General features: G+C 71.8%; 17 protein-coding genes. 12 read left to right on the top strand and 5 right to left on the bottom strand.

Features of this window, described 5'->3' with window-relative positions:
- The first annotated feature begins 236 nt into the window (after positions 1-236).
- On the top strand, positions 237-683 hold the full coding sequence (locus ACZ56E_RS28195) for a DUF7144 family membrane protein (RefSeq protein ID WP_398302034.1): 447 nt from the start codon (positions 237-239) through the stop codon (positions 681-683).
- Positions 684-701: 18 nt separating this feature from the next.
- Here the strand turns inward: ACZ56E_RS28195 and ACZ56E_RS28190 are convergent, their stop codons facing one another.
- Positions 702-1,613 (bottom strand): LysR family transcriptional regulator, encoded by a 912-nt coding sequence (locus tag ACZ56E_RS28190; protein WP_471218378.1) that lies wholly within the window; start codon positions 1,611-1,613, stop codon positions 702-704.
- Between the two features lie 174 nt (positions 1,614-1,787).
- Between ACZ56E_RS28190 and ACZ56E_RS28185 the strand changes: the two genes are divergently transcribed.
- Both ACZ56E_RS28185 and ACZ56E_RS28180 read left to right on the top strand, forming a co-directional pair.
- Positions 1,788-3,062 (top strand): SGNH/GDSL hydrolase family protein, encoded by a 1,275-nt coding sequence (locus tag ACZ56E_RS28185; RefSeq protein WP_471218376.1) that lies wholly within the window; start codon positions 1,788-1,790, stop codon positions 3,060-3,062.
- Positions 3,063-3,109: 47 nt separating this feature from the next.
- Entirely contained in the window at positions 3,110-4,549 is a 1,440-nt protein-coding gene (locus ACZ56E_RS28180; RefSeq protein ID WP_471218410.1) for an MFS transporter, read from the top strand.
- Here ACZ56E_RS28180 and ACZ56E_RS28175 read toward each other — a convergent pair.
- Both ACZ56E_RS28175 and ACZ56E_RS28170 read right to left on the bottom strand, forming a co-directional pair.
- Positions 4,534-4,953 (bottom strand): hypothetical protein, encoded by a 420-nt coding sequence (locus ACZ56E_RS28175; protein WP_471218375.1) that lies wholly within the window; start codon positions 4,951-4,953, stop codon positions 4,534-4,536. The two genes, ACZ56E_RS28180 and ACZ56E_RS28175, sit on opposite strands and share 16 nt — an antisense overlap.
- 30 nt (positions 4,954-4,983) lie before the next feature.
- Positions 4,984-5,442: an SH3 domain-containing protein gene (locus ACZ56E_RS28170; RefSeq protein ID WP_468607447.1), complete on the bottom strand. Its 459-nt coding sequence runs from the start codon at positions 5,440-5,442 to the stop codon at positions 4,984-4,986.
- 156 nt (positions 5,443-5,598) lie between these two features.
- On the opposite strand from ACZ56E_RS28170, the gene ACZ56E_RS28165 reads away from it, so the two are divergent.
- From ACZ56E_RS28165 to ACZ56E_RS28140, 6 genes are all read left to right on the top strand, one after another.
- On the top strand, positions 5,599-6,630 hold the full coding sequence (locus tag ACZ56E_RS28165; RefSeq protein WP_468607445.1) for an ATP-binding cassette domain-containing protein: 1,032 nt from the start codon (positions 5,599-5,601) through the stop codon (positions 6,628-6,630).
- Complete coding sequence (locus ACZ56E_RS28160; RefSeq protein ID WP_471218373.1) at positions 6,627-7,475, top strand: ABC transporter permease; 849 nt, start codon at positions 6,627-6,629, stop codon at positions 7,473-7,475. The genes ACZ56E_RS28165 and ACZ56E_RS28160 overlap by 4 nt, the downstream gene beginning before the upstream one ends.
- 91 nt (positions 7,476-7,566) lie before the next feature.
- Entirely contained in the window at positions 7,567-8,466 is a 900-nt protein-coding gene (locus tag ACZ56E_RS28155) for a hypothetical protein (RefSeq protein WP_471218372.1), read from the top strand.
- A gap of 688 nt (positions 8,467-9,154) precedes the next feature.
- Positions 9,155-9,979 (top strand): ATP-grasp domain-containing protein, encoded by an 825-nt coding sequence (locus ACZ56E_RS28150; protein WP_471218370.1) that lies wholly within the window; start codon positions 9,155-9,157, stop codon positions 9,977-9,979.
- Between the two features lie 80 nt (positions 9,980-10,059).
- Positions 10,060-11,088, top strand: a complete 1,029-nt coding sequence (locus ACZ56E_RS28145) for an endonuclease/exonuclease/phosphatase family protein (RefSeq protein WP_471218369.1) — start codon at positions 10,060-10,062, stop codon at positions 11,086-11,088.
- Positions 11,089-11,155: 67 nt separating this feature from the next.
- Positions 11,156-13,171: an FUSC family protein gene (locus ACZ56E_RS28140; protein WP_471218367.1), complete on the top strand. Its 2,016-nt coding sequence runs from the start codon at positions 11,156-11,158 to the stop codon at positions 13,169-13,171.
- A gap of 81 nt (positions 13,172-13,252) precedes the next feature.
- Here ACZ56E_RS28140 and snpA read toward each other — a convergent pair whose 3' ends face one another.
- Positions 13,253-13,915 (bottom strand): snapalysin, encoded by a 663-nt coding sequence (gene snpA, locus ACZ56E_RS28135; protein ID WP_471218365.1) that lies wholly within the window; start codon positions 13,913-13,915, stop codon positions 13,253-13,255.
- Between the two features lie 221 nt (positions 13,916-14,136).
- On the opposite strand from snpA, the gene ACZ56E_RS28130 reads away from it, so the two are divergent.
- Positions 14,137-15,111, top strand: coding sequence for a LysR family transcriptional regulator (locus tag ACZ56E_RS28130; protein WP_468607431.1), 975 nt, complete (start codon positions 14,137-14,139; stop codon positions 15,109-15,111).
- Positions 15,112-15,145: 34 nt separating this feature from the next.
- Here the strand turns inward: ACZ56E_RS28130 and ACZ56E_RS28125 are convergent, their stop codons facing one another.
- Positions 15,146-17,239, bottom strand: a complete 2,094-nt coding sequence (locus tag ACZ56E_RS28125) for a PhoX family protein (RefSeq protein WP_471218364.1) — start codon at positions 17,237-17,239, stop codon at positions 15,146-15,148.
- Between the two features lie 268 nt (positions 17,240-17,507).
- Here ACZ56E_RS28125 and ACZ56E_RS28120 point away from each other — a divergent pair, with 268 nt between their 5' ends.
- On the top strand, positions 17,508-18,863 hold the full coding sequence (locus ACZ56E_RS28120) for a VWA domain-containing protein (RefSeq protein WP_471218362.1): 1,356 nt from the start codon (positions 17,508-17,510) through the stop codon (positions 18,861-18,863).
- Between the two features lie 121 nt (positions 18,864-18,984).
- Positions 18,985-20,604 (top strand): methionine--tRNA ligase, encoded by a 1,620-nt coding sequence (gene metG / locus ACZ56E_RS28115; RefSeq protein ID WP_471218360.1) that lies wholly within the window; start codon positions 18,985-18,987, stop codon positions 20,602-20,604.
- Positions 20,605-20,639: the final 35 nt, after the last annotated feature.

Raw genomic sequence — 20,639 nt, 5'->3', positions numbered from 1 at the left:
ACGGCGAACTGATGGCTCGCCTCTCACTTCAGCGTCAGTCGGACAGCCTCCACAAACCTCCCCATAGTGCCATCAGACAGGGCGAAACGCTCAGTCAGAGCCTGTCTTTGAACGTTCACGGGAAACGGAGACACCGCCCCACCCGTTCGGCCCAGCACCGCTCGCCGTGCCCCTCGTGGCGTCACAGGCTGTGAGTCCACCTGAGACCCGAGCAGAGAGACGAGGGGGTGGTGGCCATGAGCAGCGCCAGCGCGCCGCACCGGCCCGGCCACGGAACACACGAGCCGCACCCGACCCGGGAGAGCGGGTGGGCCGCGGGCGGCACCATGTTCGCCGGCGTCCTGATGATGGTGAACGGCATCCTCGGCATCTTCGAGGGCGTCGCCGGCATCGCCAAGGACGACGTCTACGAGCGCATCGGCGACTACGTCTACAAGTTCAACCTCACCACGTGGGGCTGGATCCACCTGGTCCTCGGCATCCTCGTGGCCGTCGTCGGCTGGGGCATCCTCAAGGGCGCGAGCTGGGCGAAGGCCAGCGGCGTCGCGCTGGCCGCGCTGGCCATCGTGGCGCAGTTCCTGTGGCTGCCGTACACGCCGATCTGGGCGCTCATCTCGATCGCGATCGGCGTCTTCGTCATCTGGGCGCTGTGCAACGACCGCTCGGACGTCGCCGGGCCCTGAGAAGCCGTCCCCTGGCTCTCAGAACCGCGCCGGTCCACCGTTCGCCGCGACCGCGTCCCCCACCGCCCGGATGAACGCCTCCGCCCGGGCGCCGACGCCCGCCGTCCGGTGGATCAGCGCCACGTCCGCGGACGGCACGTCCCGCAGGGGTACGAACGTGACGTCGGGCCGCGCGTAGTACTTCTCCACGGACGCGACGACCGGTGAGATGCCCTGGCCCGTCGCGACGAGGGTCATCAGCTCCTGGAAGGACGCGACGGCGCGGCCGCGGTGGATCTCGCGGCCGCTCGGCGTGCGCGGCGGCACGTGGAAGTCCCACCAGTACGCGGGCGCGCCGTTCACGACGCCGAAGAACGTCTCGCCCGCCAGCTCCTCCAAGGAGACCGATGTGCGGCCGGCGAGCGGGTGGCCGAGCGGCATCGCCAGCATGCGCGGTTCGTTGATGACGACCGGGCCGACCGTGAGGTCCGGCTCGTCGACCGGCAGGCACGTGAAGAGCAGGTCGACCTCGCCGCCGCGCAGCGCGCCCAGCGGGTCCTGGAACTGGGTCTCCCGCATCCGCACCTCGACGTGCGGGCAGCGCTCCCGGAACATCGCCAGGATCGGGGCTGTCAGGGTGCCCGCGCCCGAGCCGAGGAAGCCGACGTTCAGCTCGCCGTCGACGCCGCGTGCCGTGTCCTTGGCGCGTGCCACGGCCGCCTCCATCCGGGCGTGGAGGGGCGCCAGGTCCTCGTACAGCTGACGGCCCAGCGGGGACATCCGCACCACGCGGCTGGTGCGCTCGAACAGCGGGGCGCCGATCCTGCGCTCCAGCTTCTTCAGCGTCTGGCTGACCCGGGCCTGGGAGAGCAGCAGGCGCTCGGCGGTGCGGCCGAAATGCAGCTCCTCGGCCAGGGTCAAGAAGGTCTCCAGCTCTTGCCGTTCCACCACGTACCCCCCGGTACCTACCGTCATACCTGCTGTGACCTGCATCGATAAGCCTGAGCGCGTCGATCGTTTCACGGATCGCCGTTGATGGGGGATCGCTTCCGGCGGATCTTTGAGGAGTCAGGACGGCGGCCCGCCGGACGGACACCCTCTCTCTTCAACCGCCAGGAGATCGCCATGATTTCGCGTGCCCGCACCTCCCTCGCCGTCACCGCCACCGCCGCCGCCCTCGCCCTGACCACGACCCTCGCCGTGACCGGTGCCGAGGCGTCCCCCGAGCGGCCCGCCGCGGGCCCGTCGTGGACCGCGGCCTGGGCCGCCGCCCCGCAGCGCCCCAGCACCGGCTTCAAGCCCAACTGGTCGGAGGCCGGCTTCGACGGCCAGACCCTGCGCCAGGTCGTCCGCGTCACGGAGGGCGGCGACAGGGCCCGCATCCGGCTCTCCAACGCGTACGGCACCTCCCCGCTGAAGGTCGCGGGCGCCACCATCGCCCGTACGAAGAAGGGGGCGTCGGTCGAGAAGGGGTCGGTCAGACGCCTCACGTTCGACGGGAAGCGGTCCGTCACGATTCCCGCACGTGGCCAACTCTCCAGTGACGCCGCCGGGTTGGAGCTCGATCCGTTCGAGTCCGTCACCGTGACCCTGCACCTGGCGGGCACGACCGGGCCCGCCACCTTCCACGCGCAGTCCTTCGCGACCAGCTACCGCGCGGACGGCGACCACTCCGCCGACACCGCGGGCCGGGCCTTCGGCGAGTCGACCGAGTCCTGGTACTACCTCGCGGGCGTGGACGTGGACGGCGAGGCGCGGCAGCGGCGTGACGGCGTCGTCCTCTTCGGCGACTCCATCACCGACGGCTTCGCCTCCTCCACCGACCGCGACCGCCGCTGGTCAGACGCCCTCGCCGAACGCCTCGACAAGGCGGACAGGCCGAGGCCCGTCCTCAACGCCGGCATCGGCGGCAACCTGGTCCTCAACGACTCGGCCTGGTACGGCGAGAAGAGCGCCAACCGCTTCGCGCGGGACGCCCTCGACCTGCCCGGCGTCGGCACGGTCGTCGTCCTCGAAGGCCTCAACGACATCGGTTTCAGCGAGACCGACAAGCCCACCTACAAGCCGGCGCCCGTCGTCTCGTCCCGTGAACTCATCAACGGCCACCGCGAGTTGATACGTCAGGCGCGCGCCAAGGGGGTCAGGATCGTCGGCGCCACCCTGCTCCCGCTCGGCGGCTCCGACCACTACGGCGAGCGCGCGGCCGCCGTGAGCGACGAGTTCAACCGGTGGGTACGGACGTCCGGCGAGTACGACGCGTACGTCGACTTCGACAAGGCCCTCGCCGACCCGAAGGACCCGGAGCGCATCGCGCCCGCGTACGACAGCGGCGACCACCTGCACCCGAACGACGCCGGTTACCGGGCCATGGCCCGCGCGGTCGAGCTGGACGCGCTGTGAGCGCCGTCGAAGCCACCACGGCCCGCACCTCGGCCGGCAGCGTGCGCATGACCCGGCGCCAGAGACTCGTCCTGACCCTCCTCCTCGGCTCCCAGTTCATGGTCGCCGTGGACTTCTCCATCCTGAACGTCGCCCTCCCCGTCGTCGGGGAGGGGCTCGGCTTCTCCCTCGCCCACCTCCAGTGGATCTCCACGGCCTTCGCGCTCGCCGCGGCCGGCTGCACGCTCCTCTTCGGGCGTATCGCCGACCTTTTCGGGCGGAAGCGGCTGTTCGTCGGGGGCATGGCGCTCCTCGGGCTCTCCTCGGCCCTCGGCGGCCTCGCCACCACGCCGGAGGTCCTGCTCACCGCCCGGGTGCTGCAAGGCCTCGCGACCGCGGCGGTCACCCCGGCGGGGCTCGCCCTGCTCACCACGGCGTTCCGCGAGGGGCCGCTGCGGGACCGGGCGCTCGGTCTCAACGGAGCGCTGATGTCCGCGGGCTTCACCACCGGCGCCGTCCTCGGCGGGCTCCTCACCGAACTGCTCTCCTGGCGCTGGGCGTTCCTCATCAACGTGCCGGTCGCCGCGGCCGTCGTCGCCCTCGCCCCGCCCCTCCTCACCGAGTCGCGCATCGTCTGCAGACACCGCCTCGACCTGCCCGGCGCGGTCACCGTCACCGGCGGGCTCCTCGCGGTCGTCCTCGGGCTCACGTGGGCGGGCGAGAGCGGGTGGGGCGACCCCGGCGCACTCGCCGCGCTGCTCGTGGGCGCCGCCCTGCTGGTCGCCTTCCGGTTCGTGGAGCGGCGCTCGCCCGCGCCGCTCGTGCCCGTCCGCATCCTGCGCCGCCGCACGGTCGTCTGGGGCAACACGGCGGGGCTGATCGCCTTCGCCACGGAGACCTCCCTGGTGTTCCTCCTGACGCTCTACCTCCAGGAGGTCCTCGGGTACTCGGCGCTCGCCACCGGTCTCGCCTTCGGCGTCCTCGGGCTCGGCACGGTGGCCGGGGGGCTGCTCGGCGGGCGGGCGGTGAGCCGGTTCGGCGGGCGGGCGGCGATCCTCGGCGGGGGCGCGGTGCAGGCCGCCGCCACACTGTCGCTGGTCGCGCTCGGGACGTCGGGCGGCTGGCTGTACCTGCTGCTGGCCGCCACGTTCGTCGGCGGCGTCGGCAACATGGTGCTGATCGTCGGCTTCATGGTGACCGCCACGTCGGGGGTCGCCGACTCCGAGCAGGGCCTGGCGACCGGTCTGGCGACCATGACCCAGCAGGTCGGCATCACCCTCGGGATTCCGGTGATGAGCGCGATCGTGGCGGCCCGGACGGGGGCGGGGGCGGGTGCCGGTGCGGGTGCTGATCCGCAGGCCGTCCTGTCGGGGGTGAGCGTGGCGGTGGCCGTCAACTCGGGCCTGGTGCTTGCCGCTTCACTGCTCGTCGCGCACCGGCTGGGGCGCGGCACGGGCCACGCCCGGGAGCGGGAGCGGGAGAAGGAGCAGGGTCACTCCGTCGTGTAGTAGCGGTAGAACGTCACCGCGAAGACTCCCGCCGCGACCACCAGCGCCATCACGGTGGACCGCAGCACGCTCGCCCCGCCGAGGCTGTAGAGGAAGCCGAACGCGATCCCCGCGAACGCCGTCCAGGACAGCGCGCGCATCTCACGCGGAAGCGCGGGCGCCATCCGGTGCAGGGCGAACATGAGGGCGGCGAAGATCAGTCCGGTCACCACCCCGAACAGGACGTTCCCGGTGGTGATCGGCCCGCCGTCGCGCCGGATCGCGCAGGCCCAGAGGCCGTAGACGATCCCCGCGAGCAGGGCGAGACCGGCCCAGCGGGACGCGGAAGCCGGGGTCGCGCGGGCGCCGGGTGCGGTGCCCGGCGTGGGCTTGTAGTGAGCGTGAGTGGGCGCGGCATGTGCCATGACGGTTCCCTCCTCTGCACCGGGCGTACGTCAGTGATCGCGGTACGCGCACGGGTCGTGGTCGTGGTCGCAGTCCCGGTGGTCCCGGTGGTCCTTGTCGCGCCACTGCGGGCACGGGTCCTGGGACGACGGGCAGCTCGGCACGTGCCGGCCGTCGGTGTCGATGTACGCCGCGCTCGCCCAGCCGCGGACGCCCTCCAGCCAGTACCAGTGCGGGTCGCCGTGCACGGTGGTGCCCTTGACGGCGCACTTGACCCGGTCCTCGCTGCCGTACGGCAGCTTCGCGAGAACCGTGCCGCGGGTGCTCGGCTCGTCCCTGACCTTCAGGTCGGGGCCGGAGACGACAGTGCCCCAGATGACGCTGTCGTCGTTGTGGGCGGGACTTACGGATGCGGGACTTACGGATGTAGTGGCTGTGGCGGTGGCGGCGGTTCCTGCCGTCAGTACGGCCGCCGCACAGGCCGCCCCCAGGCCCAGAGCGATTCGCATGATCAGCCTCCTGATCCCCTCATCCAGGAAACACCCGTTCGGCCCAGCGCTCCACCGGAGGCCGTTCTAGCCTGGAGACCGATGAGTTTCCGGGGCGGACCCGGCCTGCCCCTACGACACTCCTTCGCGGAACCCCTTGCGAGAAGGCGGGCGGACATGAGCGGCACGGCCATCGAGACCGCGGGTCTGGTGAAGACCTTCGGCGACAATCGCGCGGTCGACGGAATCGACCTCACCGTCCCGTCCGGCACGGTGTACGGCGTGCTCGGGCCCAACGGCGCGGGCAAGACCACGGCGGTCAAGATGCTCGCCACCCTGCTGCGCCCCGACGGGGGCGAGGCGCACGTCTTCGGCCACGACGTGGTCCGCGAGGCGGATGCCGTGCGCAGCCGGGTCAGCCTCACCGGGCAGTACGCGTCGGTCGACGAGGACCTGACCGGCACTGAGAACCTCGTCCTGCTCGGCCGCCTCACCGGGCACACCAGGAAGGCGGCGCGCGACCGGGCCGGGCAGCTCCTCGAGGCGTTCGGCCTGACGGACGCGGCCGCCCGGCAGGTGAAGAACTACTCGGGCGGCATGCGGCGCCGTATCGACATCGCCGCGTCCATCCTGAACACCCCCGACCTGCTCTTCCTCGACGAGCCGACGACGGGCCTCGACCCCCGCAGCCGCAACCAGGTCTGGGACATCGTGCGCGCGGTCGTCGGGCACGGCACGACGGTCCTGCTCACCACCCAGTATCTCGACGAGGCCGACCAGTTGGCGGCCCGTATCGCCGTCATCGACAAGGGCAAGGTCATCGCGGAGGGCACCAAGGGCGAGCTCAAGGCGTCGGTCGGCGCGGGCTCGGTGCACGTGCGGCTGCGGGAGGCCGCGCGGCGCGAGGAGGCGGCCCGGCTGCTCGGCGCGGTGCTCGACGCGCAGGTGCAGCTGGAGCCCGACCCGGTGGCCCTGACGGCCCGCGTCGGCACCCACGGCGGGCGGAACGGCAGCGGTGCGGCCGAGCAGGCCTCGCGGGCGCTGGCCGAGCTGGCCCTCGCCGGCATCACCGTCGACAACTTCTCGCTGGGGCAGCCCAGCCTCGACGAGGTGTTCCTCGCCCTGACCGGCGCGGACGCCGACCACCGGGCACCCATGACGGGAGACCCGAAGGACTCGAAGGACCTGAAGGAAGAGGCCACGGCATGAGCGCCCCAGCCCCCACCGAGACCCAGGAGCTCGCGCCCGTCAGGACCGAGTCCCTGGCCGAGCTCCTCATCGCCACCGAGCGCCCGGCCAGGCCGACCGCGCTCTCCGCCTGCCTCACCTTCGGCTGGCGCGCGATCCTCAAGATCAAGCACGTGCCGGAGCAGCTCTTCGACGTCACGGCGTTCCCGATCATGATGGTGCTGATGTACACGTACCTCTTCGGAGGAGCGCTGGCCGGGTCGCCGAGCGAGTACATCCAGTACCTGCTGCCGGGCATCCTCGTGATGTCCGTCGTCATGATCACGATGTACACGGGCGTCTCGGTCAACACCGACATCGAGAAGGGCGTCTTCGACCGGTTCCGTACGCTGCCGATCTGGCGTCCCTCGGTGATGGTCGGGTACCTCCTCGGCGACGCCCTGCGCTACGCCATCGCCTCCGTGGTGATCCTGACCGTCGGCCTCATCATGGGTTTCCGGCCCGACGGCGGATTCCTCGGCGTGGTCGCCGGGATCGCGGTGCTGATCGTCTTCTCCTTCGCGTTCTCGTGGATCTGGACGATGTTCGGGCTGCTGCTGCGCACGGAAAAGTCGGTGATGGGCGTCAGCATGATGGTGATCTTCCCGCTGACGTTCCTCAGCGACATCTTCGTGAAGCCCGAGACGATGCCGGGCTGGCTGCAGGCCTTCGTCAACAACAACCCCATCACCCATGTCTCCTCGGCGGTCCGCGCCCTGATGGACGGGACGTCGCCGACGACGGAGCTGGCGTGGACGTTCGGCTGGGCGCTGCTCCTGGTGGCGGTGTTCGGGCCGGTGACGATGCGTCTGTACAACCGCAAGTAGCGGGTGTTGGCCGCTTGTGCGGCTGACTTCGTTGCCCCATATGCAGTCGCCCCGGTCGCGCCCCGCGTGACCGGGGCCTTGCCTTGGACGCGTGCCGAAAAGCGTCCGCCCCGCCCCGCACGCCTCCCGCGTCCGTGCCGCCCTGTCCGCGGTGCTCCTCGTCCTCGCCTGCCTCCTGGTGCCGCTCGGGGCGCTCTCCGCCTGGGCGAAGTACGAGATCGGGGACCGGGACAGCTACGTCGCCACGATGGCGCCGCTCGCCTCCGACCCCGCGGTGCGCGCGGCGGTGGCGGACGCCGTCACCGACTCGGTGATGGAGGAGATCGACGTGGGCCCGCTGCGGGGGGCGGTCGAGTCGTTCGTACGGGACGCGGTGCGGTCGTTCACCGAGACGGGGGCGTACAGGACGGCCTGGAACGCGGCGAACCGGGGGGCGCACGACGCCGTGCAGTCCGCCCTCAACAACGACACGAACGGCGAGGTCACCATCGACCTCGCGCCCATCACCGAGCAGATCAAGCGGCAACTGGAGGACGACGGCGTGCCGTTCGCGTCGAAGATCCCGGTGCGGCACACGGAGGTCACGGTCCTGGAGTCCGAGGACCTCGGCCGGCTGTGGAAGAGCTTCCACGCGCTGCAGGTGGCGGGGGTCTGGCCCGCGGTGGCGGCGGCCGTACTCGCCGTCGCCGGCGTCGTCCTCGCCGCCCGCCGCCGCCGGGCGGTCCTCGCCACGGCACTCGGCATGGCCCTCGCCGCCGCGCTCCTGACCACCGCCGTCGCAATCGGCCGCGCCCTCACCCTCGACGACCTCCCCCCGGACATCTCACGCGCCGCCGCGGGCGCGGTGTACGACGCACTGACGGAGACCCTGCGGGTGACGTCTTGGGTAATCATCGCGACGGGACTCGTCGTGGCTCTGGCGATGTGGCTCGCACCGCGCCTGCGCGACCGCCGTCACAGATCTGCGCACGCGGAAACCCCTGGACGGTGACCGGGCCCGCCGAGGCAGCCCCCGGCGTGACCTGGCGGGTCGAAACACGGCGATCAACGTCACCGTGGCCGCGTGGCCCGTACCGCGCCTGCACTACCGGCGTCACAGGCCTGCGTACGCGGAAACTCCCGAACGGTGACTGCCCGCCGAGCCGGCCAGCCGGCGCGGCCCGTGCGGGGCGAGGCGATCGATGTCGCCGTGGCCGCGTGGCTCGCGCCGCGACTCCGCGACCGCCGGCACGGGTCTGCGTACGACGCGGAAACTCGCGGGCGGTGACTGCCCCCGGCGCGGCCCGTGCGGGGCGAGGCACAGGGATCAACGTCGCCATGGCCGTGTAGCTCGCGCCGCGCCTGCGCGACCGGCGTCACGGGTCTGCGTATGACGCGGAAACCCCGGGCGGTGACTGCCCCCGGCGCGGCCCGTGCGGGGCGAGGCACAGCGATCAACGTCGCCATGGCCGCGTGGCACGCACCGCGCCCGCGCGACCAGCGTCACAGGTCTGCGCACGACGCGGAAACTCCCGGGCGGTGACTGCCCCCGGCGCGGCCCGTGCGGGGCGAGGCACGGCGATCGGCGTCGCCGTGGCCGTGTGGCTCGCGCCGCGGCTCCGCGACCGGCGTCGCAGGTCTGCGTACGTCGTGGAAACTCGCGGGCGGTGACCCGGCCGGGTCGATTACCGTCACCGGTCATGTGTACGCCCGGGCCTGCCGCCGTTCTCCTGGCTCCGCAGCCGCGTGGCAGCACCGCCGTGTTGCTTGCCGAGGCGGCCGTTCGGCGGGGTCTTGGTGTGTCGGGGTGGCTGCCCGTCGCGGCCCCGGGCCCGGGGCCGGCCGTGCACTGGTTCGGTGGGCCCCTCGCCGCCGACCGGGTCGCCGGCCGCGCCGGTATCGCGTTGCTCGAACCGGCCGACGGCTGGCTCGCTGCCCTGCCGTACGACCTCACATGCCGCCGTGTCGACATCACGACGCTCGGTGAGGCGCGGGGGCTGCGGCGGGTCGCCTTCGTGAAGCCGCCGTCGGAGAAGTCGTTTCCGGCGGCCGTGTACCCGGACGGCTCACGGCTGCCGCCTCCGGACGATGCGGCCCGCCTCACGGACGACACCTCCGTGCTCGTCTCTGACGTCGTCGACTTCGCCGCCGAGTACCGGTGCTTCGTGCTCGACGGGCGGGTCGTCACCGGCAGCCGGTACGCCGTCCACGGGCTGCTCGGCCCCGGGCCGCTCACCGACGCCGCCCGCGCCTTCGCCGGGCGGGTCCTCGCGCACTGTGCGGGGGCGGGGCCGCGGCTTCCCCGTGCCGTCGTCCTGGACGTCGGGGTGCTGACCGACGGGCGGTGGGCCGTGGTCGAGGCCAACATGGCCTGGTTCGCGAACTGTTATGCCGCCGACCCGGACCGCGTCCTCGACGTCGTCCTCGCGGCCACGGGACCGCTCGCCGCCGTCGCCCCCGCCGACCGCCCCTTCCTGCGGTACCCGCCCGATGGGCAACCGTCGCAGGTCCCACCCCGTCTCTGAGGGAGGATGCGCCCGGCGGGAGCGACAGCCACCACAGCCACCACAGCCACCGACGACGAGAGGCCGTCCCCTTGGACAGTGTGGACAGCGTGAACGACGTCAACAGCACGGCCGCCGCCGACGAGGACCGGGACGAACCGGCGCCGCGACGGCGAGCGGGGCGGGCCGCCGCGTGGGGTGCCGGGCTGCTGCTCGCCGGGGTGAGCGCCGTCATCGGGTTCCGGATCGCCGACTCGGACGGTTTCACGCCCGTGCCGCAGCTCCTCGCGTTCCTGCCCTGGCTGCTCGCGCCCGCAGGGGCGGGGCTGCTGATGGCCGTGCTCGCGCGGTGGCGGATCGGCATGCTGTGGGGCGTCGTCGCGCTCGGCCTCGTCGCCTGGTACATGGAGCCGTACGGGAACACCGACGCGCCCCGCGGCTCCGCAGTCGCCGAGCTGCGCGTCCTGACGTCCAACGTCGAGTTCGGGCAGGGCACGCCGGGCCTGGTCAGGGCCGTCCGCGAGGAGCGGCCCGACCTGCTGTTCGTGGAGGAGTGCGACCCGGCCTGCTCGGCCCTGCTCCGCAAGGAGCTGCCCCGCGCCGACTACCCGCACCGCGAGGCCGTCGAGGCGTACGGCGCCGAGGGCTCCGTCATCCTCTCCAAGTTCCCGCTGAAGAGCGCGCCCGGCGTCGAGGCCACCCTCGGCATGCCCGGCGCCGTCGCCGACGTCGACGGACACCCCGTACGCGTACAGCTCGCGCACCCCATGCCGCCACTGCCCCGCGAGGTCGGCCTGTGGCGCTCCGAGCTGCGGAAGCTCCAGGAGTACGCGGCCGCAGGAGACGGGCGGCCCACCATCGTCGCCGGGGACTTCAACGCCACCCAGGACCACGCCGCGTTCCGTGCGCTCCTGGACGAGGGGCTGCGCGACGCCGCCCGTCTCGCCGGGTCCTCGCGCACCCCGAGCTGGCCCGCCGCCGCGCCCGCGCCGCTCGGCGCGCAGATCGACCACGTCCTCGCCACCCCGGACTTCGCCGCCCGCGACGCCCGCTTCCTGGACATCGGCGACACCGACCACCGCGCCCTGGCCGTCACCCTGACCCTGTACAAAGCCGAAACGGAGCGTTGACAGGGGCACCCTCCGAGCCTTGATCGCCCGGCCCGGGAAAGCAACGTAAAGCACCGATAATGGGCGCATGCCCCGAGAGTCCCGTACCGCCCGTCCGGTCTCACTGAGCCCGCTCACCCCACCCGACTGGCTGGTCAGGTCCCTCAAACCGCAGTCCGCGCCCATCCCCTGGGCGGCCGTGGCCCGCGCCTCCGTGGCGATGGCGCTTCCCCTCGCCGTCGGCATCCTCGCGGGCAAGCCCACCTATGGCGCGCTCGCCTCCATGGGCGCCCTCTCCGGAGTCATCGGCGACACCGCCGACGCCTACCGCATGCGGATCTTCAACATCGCCGTGCCGCAGCTCTTCGGCGCCATCGGCGTCACCCTCGGCTCGCTCGTCTTCGGGCACGGCTGGGTGGCGGTCGGCGCGGTCACGTTCGTGGCGCTGGTCTCCGGGATGATGTCGACGATCGGCGCCGTCGCCTCCGTGTCGGGCCTGCTCCTGCTGCTCAACTGCGTGGTCGGCGCCGGGCTGCCCATGCCGGGGGAGTGGTGGCTCGCCCCGGCCCTGATGACCGGCGGCGGGCTCCTCGTCCTCGCGCTCGCCCTGCTCGCCTGGCCGCTGCGCTCCGGTGTCCCCGAACGCTCCGCCGTCGCCGCCTCCTACCGCTCGGTGGCCGCGCTGCTGGACGCGGCGGGCACGGACGCGTACGGCGACGCGCGCACCGCCGTGACGACCTCCCTGAACCAGAGCTACGACCTGGTCCTCGCCCGCCGCACCCGCGATCACGGCCGCAACCCCGAACTGGTCCGTCTCGTCGCCCAGTTGAACGCCCTCATCCCGATCGTCGAGGCCGCACCCGCCGCCGACCAGGCCGCCCGCCACGCCTGCGTATGCCTGCCGCCGGAGGTCCCGGCCGCCGTCCGCGCGCTCGCGGACGCGGTGGAGCGGGGCGCGACCGCGCACGCCACCGGCAGCGCGCCCGCCACCCGTGCGGCGGCCCTCATCCCCCGCCCCCATGTCGACGCCGCCCACGCAACCCGCGCCCTCGACCACGCCGTGCTGCACGCGGCGGAGACCCTCGCCGACCCCGACCCGCTCGGCGTCATCGCGGCCGACGACCGCCTCGGCCGCCCCGCCGCCCTGCGCGTCCGCGCCCGCCGCGCCGCCCGCAACGTCGTCCTGTCCGGCACCTCATGGCGCTACGGCCTGCGGCTCGCCCTCTGCATCGGCGTCGCCCAGGCCCTGGTCTCCCTCGTCGAAGTCCCCAGGTCGTACTGGGTGGCGCTCACCGTCACCTTCGTCCTCAAGCCCGACTTCGGCTCGGTCTTCTCACGCGCCGTCCTGCGCGCGCTCGGCACGGCGGCCGGCCTGGTCGTCGCGGCGGCGGTCCTCGCGGAGGTCCCGCACGGCTGGTGGGACGTCCCGGTGATGATGCTCCTGGCCCCGCTGATCCCGGCCCTCACCACTCGCGGCTACGGCTACCAGACCGCGGCGATCACCCCGGTCATCCTGCTGCTCTCCGACATCCTCAACCACCAGGGCCTCGGCCTCGTCGTGCCGCGCCTCGTCGACAGCCTGATCGGCTGCGGCATCACGCTCGTCGCCGGATATCTGCTCTGGCCGGAGAGCTGGGGCACCCGGATCGGCGACCGGCTCGCGGACGCGGTGGCGGACACCGCGCGGTACGTGGAGTGCGCGTTCGGCACGGACGGGGAACCCGCCGAGCGCGCCCGTATGCGCCGCGGTCTCTACCGCGACCTGTCCGTCATCCGCTCCGAGTTCCAGCGTGCCCTGACGGAACCGCCGCCCACCGGCACGCGGGCGGCCGCCTGGTGGCCGCTGGTCGTCGCCGTGGAACGCATCCTCGACGCCACGACGGCGGCAAGGGTCCGCATCCGGCACGGAGCGGAGCCCCCGACTCCGCCCGAGGTGGCCGAAGTAGCGCACGAACTGAACGCCCTGGCGGACCGCCTGCGCAAGTCGGTAACCCTGGAGAAGGGCCACGTGACCTTTACGGACAGCTCCAAGGAGAGCGTCTTGGAGCCCCTACGCCAGGAGGTGGGCGCGGCACGGGCGGTGGCCTCACCGAAGGGTAGGTAAAAGGGGCGCGGGGAACTGCGCGACCAGCCACAAACCGGCCCGCAGCTCCCCAACAACCGAAAATCCCTTACAGCACCGCGCTCAGCGGGCGCCAACCTTGTGCAGCGCCTTGGCGAACCCATTCGCCCAAAGCTGCTCGACCTTCGAGCGCTCCGCCGCATCGGGCTGCGCATTCGTGCAGGAAGGCCCGGGCCCACCGCCCGACATGAGCTGGCTGCACGGCCCGTCGTACGTGTCGGGCAGCCCGAGCACGTGCCCGGTCTCGTGCGCGGTGACGCGCGTCGAGTCGTACTCCTGGTTCTGCGCGTGGTCCAGGAAGATGTAACCCTTCCCGTGCCCGTCCGTGCTCGCGTACGAGCCGCGCGGGTCATTGCCCTCGCGGTACTCGAAGCTGGCGCCCGAACTGCCTTCCTGGAGCTTTACGTTGGAGACGGCCCCGTTCCATATGGACGTGGAACTGGCTATCTGCCGGGCGAAGGAAGGGGCGCCGGACGCGTCGTACGTGACGGTCACGGACTTCGCTCCGGGGTTGGCCGCGCGCTTCTCGGCGACCGCCTTCACGACGGCTTCGAAGAACGCCTTGTTGGCCTTGGCCTCCGCGGCCGATCCCTCGTACCGGGCGTACGAGGAGAGGCCGGAGCCGGCAGGGGCGGTCGGCGCGGCGGAGGCCGAGGCCGAGGTCGCGCCGAGTCCGGCCACGGTGAGGCCGAGGACGGCCGCGACAGACAGGTAACGCTTGTTCATGTGTGGGGGGCTCCCTACTCGTTCCACGACCGCGTGGGGCAGTCGATGAAAGGTGAACGGTTCGGTACCGGTGAGTGTCGGGGAGCATGTGACGCGTGGGGATGATGGCAAGTCGCGATAGCTCGGAGCTATCGCCGGGACCCGGCCTGCCCAGATCGGCCGGTTCTCATGGGGTTTGAGCGTCTGGTGCGGCGGCCGTACCGCCTCTACGCTCAACGGCCATGGAGCTCGAGGTCAGGCACCTCCGCGCGCTGTGCGCCATCGCCGACACCGGCAGCCTGCACAAGGCCGCGCGGCAGCTCGGCATGAGCCAGCCGTCGCTGACGACACAGCTGCGGCGCATCGAGCACGCGCTCGGCGGCCAGCTCTTCGCCCGCGAGCGCACCGGCTGCCGCCCCACCCAGCTCGGCCGGGTCGTCCTCAGCCGCGCCCGCCCCCTCGTCACGGAGATGCGGGCGCTGGTCGCCGAGACGAGGGCGGCCGCGACCCGCACCGCCGAGGGCCCGCAGCTGCGCATCGGCTCCACGGCGAGCCGTGCCATACCGGGCTGGCTGCGCAGGCTGCGCGCGCGGCTGCCCGGGACCGAGATGTCCCTCCAGATGGACGTGTCCGCGAACGCGCTGCTGCGCATGGTGGAGACCGGCCAGCTCGACATCGCCTTCGTGCACGAGGTGGAGGGCTGCCCGCTGCGGATGCCGGAGAGCCTGCGAAGACGGATACTCCTCGATCGGGAGCCGCAGTTCGTCTCCCTCGCCGCCGACCATCCGGCGGCGGACCGTCCCGTCGTACGCCTCTCCGACCTCGCGGACGACCGCTGGATGGTGGACCCGACGGTCGACGGCGAGTGGGACGGCCTGCGCCGCGTCCTGACCGCGGCCGGGCTCAACCCCCGTGTTCTGCACGGGGATTACCTCACCGCGGCGTCCCTCGTCGCCACCGGCGAGGTCGTCGCCCTCTGCCAGCCGACGTCACGCGGCAGAACCGACATGGCCGTACGCCCCCTGTACGGCGACCCCCTCGGCGTGCGCCTCATCCTGACGGCGCGCACCGAGGAGGAGCTCGACGCGGTGTACGGCGAGCTGGAGGCCGCCTACTGGGAGGCGGCCCGGCAGGCACCCGCGTACACGGAGTGGCTGCTGCGGGCCGGCGACGCCCGCGGGACGACCGGCGGAACACTGGTCCCGGCCACCCGCTGACGTTCACCGACCCCCACTACCGCTTTCCGGCGTATCAGACGCCGATGTCGCGGCCGTCCTCACGCCACACCGCGACGACCGACGGGCGGACGATCTTCCCGGGTCCGTCGGGCCAGGCGCTCGCCGGCTTCTCCACCGACGCGCCGTCGACCTCGCCCGGGTGCTGCACGGCGACGAGCACGCGTCGCTCCTGCACGATCGGGCCGCAGGTCTCCGCGCCGGTCGGCATGGTCAGGAACTGCTTGAGCTCGCCGCGCCGGTCACCGCGCGTGGCGACGCCGAAGAGGCCGTCGTGCGAGCCGAGCTGGTTGCCGTCGGTGGAGATCCACAGGTTGCCGTGCGGGTCGAAGGCGACGTTGTCGGGGCAGGAGATCGGGGAGACCCGCTCCTTGGGGAAGCCCGCGAAGTACGTCGAGGGGTCGTTCGGGTCGCCGGCGACGAGGAAGAGCGACCAGCCGAAGGTGGTGGCGTCGGCGCGGTTGCGGCGCTCGGTCAGCTCCAGGATCTGCCCGTGCTTGTTGAGGTTGCGCGGGTTGGCCTCGTCGGCACCGGCCTTGCCCGCCTTGCCGCGGTCGGAGTTGTTGGTGAGCGCCACGTACACCTTGCCGGTGTGCGGGGACGGCTCGATGTCCTCGGGGCGGTCCATCTTCGTGGCGCCCACCTTGTCACCGGCGAGGCGCGTGAAGACGTACACCTCCTCGGCGGTCATGCCCTCGACGTGCGAGACGGCCTTGCCGCCGGGGCCCGCGGTGGCGAGCGGGATCCACTTGCCGCTGCCGTCGAACTCCCCGTCCTCCGGCAGCGTCCCCTTGCCGTCGATCTCGGCCGCGGGCGAGTCGCCGGTCAGCTTGGCGACGTAGAGGGTGCCCTCGTCGAGGAGCGTCAGGTTGTGCTCGTGGGCGGCCCGGGAGGCGCCCTTGGCCATGCGCTTGCTGCTGACGAACTTGTAGAAGTAGTCGAACTTCTCGTCGTCGCCCATGTAGACGACCGGGCGGCCGTCGTGCGTGAGGCGCGGCTGCGCGGCCTCGTGCTTGAAGCGGCCGAGCGCGGTGCGCTTGCGCGGGGTCGAGTCGGGGTCGTACGGGTCGAGCTCGACGACCCAGCCGAAGCGGTTGGCCTCGTTGGGCTCCTGGGCGAGGTCGAAGCGGCGGTCGAACCGCTCCCACTTCCGCTCGGAGGCGGCGCCGGTCACGCCGTACCGCTTGAGGCGGGCGGTGGTCGTCGGGTCGGTCACCTTCTCCGCGTTGGCGAAGTACTGGTTGAAGTTCTCCTCGCCGTGCAGCGTCGTGCCCCACGGGGTGGTGCCGCCCGAGCAGTTGTTGAGGGTGCCGAGCACGGTGGTGCCGCGCGGGTCGGCCTTCGTACGGACGAGCTCGCTGCCGCGCACAGGGCCGGAGAGCCGGAAGGGGCTGGTGGCGGTGAGGCGCCGGTTGAGGTGGTGCCGGCTGACGGCCCGCAGCTTCCCGCTCTTCCGCTCCCCCTCGACCACCACGACGGAGAGGCCGTGGGCGGCCCAGGCGATCTCGACCTGCTCGCGGGTGGGGTTCTGGGGGTCGTACCCCTTGAACATCAGGATCTCGTCCGTGTACTCGTGATTGGCCACGAGCACCTGCCTCCCGGGCTCACGCCGCAGCGGGAGCAGACTCAAAAAGTCATTGTTGTACCCGAACTGCCCGGCCTGCGCCTTGGCGGTCTGCTTCGACGCGTCGAAGGCGGGTGCACCGCGCAGGATGGGCTCGCCCCAGCGGATGACGACTTCCTGCTCGTAGCCGGCGGGGATGGTGACGGTGTCGGCGGTGTTCGGGGCGACGGGTGCGAACCGCAGCCCGCGCGCCCCCTTGCTCTTCCTGTCACCGGTACGGCCGGTGGGCGCGGCGGCGGCTGCCTGCGGGGCGCCCGGGTCCGCTATGACCGCACCGCCCGCGGCGGCGGCGACGGTCACCACGGCGGCGGCACGCATCATCGAACGGCGGCTGAGCGCACCGGCGATGACGTCCCCGACGTACTCGTTCTCGCTGGTGTTCGGGACCTCGCCGAAGCAGGCGTCACCGCAGCGGAATCGGCAGGTCAGGGCGGAACGGCCGCCGCTCCCCTGATGCGAGGTGATGATCGGCAGCAGCTTGCGCACGTGTCCTCCGTCGTCTGGCATGGCCTGTTTTCGCCGTGACGCTATGGGCGGTATTCGGCATAACGACGGCCGGAGGGTGAACGGAGAGTGAATCCGCGACGCACGGGAAGAAGTTGAGGCCAGGCCGGCGGGTGAGCCGATGTGGGCGGAGGAGGAGTCCCGTGCCGGTCGATGACCCTGCCCAAGATCGCCCACAGCGGCGGCTAACCTTACGTGTCCGCCCTGGCCAGGGATTTTCGGGAATCAACTCACGCGAAGGGTTGCGCACATGGGCATTCTGAACCGCCTGCGGAACGCGTTCGGACGATCACGCAAGGAGAGCGTTCCGGAGGCACGGGAGCCTGAGCGTGCGACTGCGCCGGACCAGGATGCGGCACCCTCGGAGCCGGTGACCCTCCCGTCCCCGTCCCCCGAGCCGACCCCGCCCCCCAAGACCTCGGTCCCGTCCCCGAGCCCGGAACCGTCCCCCTCCACGGTGGACGACCTGGTAGCAGCAGCATTCGACAACGTAACGGTCCCCCAGCAGTCGGCGACGCCGAGCACATCGACGCCGAAGGCGGACCCGAAGCCGAAGGCTGAGACGGCTCCCGAGCCGAAGGCGGACCCGGAGCCGAAGGCGGACCCGGAGCCGAAGGCTGAGGCGGCCCCCGAGCCGGAGGCCGCCGCCGCCCCTACGGCCGACGAGCCGCAGGCCAAGGCCGAGCCCGCTCCCGCCCCCGCGGCGGACGAGCCGGAAGCCGCCACCGCCCAGGACGACGGGGCCGACCCCGTCACCGCTGTGGGCAATCGTCCCGCTGGGCGGGACGGGTGGGCACAGCCCCCGGCGCCGAGCACCGATGACGAAGGCGCCCCTGAGGCCGACTCCGAGCCGAAGGCTCGGGCCACCCCCGACGCCGACCCCGAGCCGAAGGCTCAGGCGACCCCGGACGCGGGCGGCAACCACACCACCGCCAACGGAAAGCCCGCCGTCTCCGCAGCAAAGGTGAGGTCCAAAGCCCCGGGGCTCGCCAACGCCTACAAGGCAGCCGCCACCGCCCTCAAGAAGCGCAACCTCACAGGAACCCGAGCCCAGGTCTACCTGGTCCTCGACCGCTCCGGCTCCATGCGCCCGTACTACAAGGACGGCTCAGCCCAGAGCCTGGGCGAACAGGTCCTCGCCCTCTCCGCCCACACGGACCCCGAAGCCACCGTGCACGTCGTCTTCTTCTCCACGGAGATCGACGGCACCGGCACCCTCACGCTCCCCGAGCACGAGGGCCGCATCGACGAGCTGCACGCCGCCGCGGGCCACATGGGCCGCACCAGCTACCACCGAGCGATCGAAGAGGTCGTAGCGCACTACGAGAAGTCGGAGCACAAGGAGAACGGCACCCCCGCCCTGGTGATCTTCCAGACGGACGGCGCCCCCGACGCGAAGGGCCCGGCGACCCAGGCCCTGAAGGACGCCGCCGAGCACCCGCTCTTCTTCCAGTTCGTGGCCTTCGGCGAGCACGACGCGAAGGGCTTCGACTACCTCCGCAAGCTGAAGGCCGACAACGCGGCCTTCTTCCACGCGGGCCCGACCCCCCGCGAGCTCACGGACAAGGAGCTGTACGAGGGCCTGCTGGCGTCCTGGCGCCCGTAACCCGACCGACGTACGCCATCCCAGGGGATGGACCGGAAGCCACCGGTTGTGCCGGAAGCCTCCGGTCCACCCCCTGGAATCGAGGTGAGTGGATCTTCACAGGGCCGTTAGGATTTCGACCATGGCGGCCACTGGATCCGAGAAGCAGGGGACGAGCGAAGACGCGAAGGCGTTCTACGTGACGACCCCCATTTACTACGTCAACGACGCTCCTCACCTGGGCCACGCCTACACGACCGTTGCAGGGGACGTGCTCACGCGCTGGCACCGTCAGCGCGGCGAGAAGGTGTGGTACCTCACCGGCACGGACGAGCACGGTCAGAAGATCATGCGCACGGCCGAGGCGAACGACGTCACCCCCCAGGAGTGGTGCGACAAGCTCGTCACCGAGGCCTGGAAGCCCCTCTGGGAGCACCTGGACATCGCGAACGACGACTTCATCCGTACGACGGAGAAGCGTCACACGGACCGCGTCCAGGAGTTCGTCCAGGATCTCTACGACAAGGGCGAGATCTACAAGGGCGGCTATGAGGGCCCGTACTGCGTGGGCTGCGAGGAGTACAAGCTCCCCGGCGACCTCATCGAGGCCGAGGACGGCACGAAGCTCTGCCCGATCCACAAGAAGCCGGTGGAGCTCCTCAAGGAGGAGAACTACTTCTTCAAGCTGAGCGAGTACGGCGACAGGCTCCTCGCCCTGTACGAGGCGAACCCGGGCTTCATCCAGCCGGAGTCCGCGCGCAACGAAGTCGTGAACTTCGTCAAGCAGGGCCTCCAGGACCTCTCCATCTCCCGCTCGACGTTCGACTGGGGCGTCAAGGTCCCCTGGGACGACAAGCACGTCATCTACGTCTGGGTCGACGCCCTCCTGAACTACGCGACGGCCGTCGGGTACGGCGCGGACGAGCAGAAGTTCGCCTCGACCTTCCCCGCCGATGTCCACCTCGTCGGCAAGGACATCCTCCGCTTCCACGCGGTGATCTGGCCCGCGATGCTGCTCGCGCAGGGCCTGCCCGTGCCCGGCAGGATCGCGGCGAACGGCTGGCTGATGGTCGGCGGCGAGAAGATGTCGAAGTCGAACCTGACCGGCATCAAGCCGCAGGACCTGACGTCCCACTTCGGCGTGGACGCGTACCGCTGGTACTTCCTGCGCGCGATCGCGTTCGGCAGCGACGGCTCGTTCTCGTGGGAGGACTTCTCCGCCCGCTACACCAGCGAGCTGGCGAACGACTACGGAAACCTCGCCTCGCGGGTCGCCGCGATGGTCGGCAAGTACTTCGGCGGCACGCTGCCCGAGGCCACGGCCGCCGGCGAGGCCGAGCAGGCGGTCCAGGACGGCCTCGCCAAGGCCGTCGCGACCGCCGACCGCGCGATCGGCGAGGAGCTGGACTTCCAGGGCGGCATCCTGGCGATCTTCGACTTCGTGAAGCAGGTCAACGGCTACATCACGGAGCAGGAGCCGTGGAAGGTCGCCAAGGACGACAGCCCGGAGGGCAGGGCCCGCCTGGCGACGATCCTCTACACGGCGGCGGAGTCCCTCCGCGCCGTGGCGGTCCTCCTCAACCCGATCATGCCGGACACCTCCCAGAAGCTCTGGGACTCCCTCGGCGCGGAGCCCCTCCTGGGCACCCTCGCCGACCAGGACGTCCGAGCCGCCGGCACCTGGGGCACACTCCCCGCGGGCGCGACGGTCACAAAGGGCGCGGTCCTGTTCCCCCGCCTGGAGGAAAAGCCGACCGCGTAGCGGTACGTTACGTTTCGCGGGAAGTCCCGCCACCT

Source organism: Streptomyces sp. NPDC039480, assembly GCF_055597165.1.
This window is presented reverse-complemented; position numbering and strand designations above follow the sequence as displayed.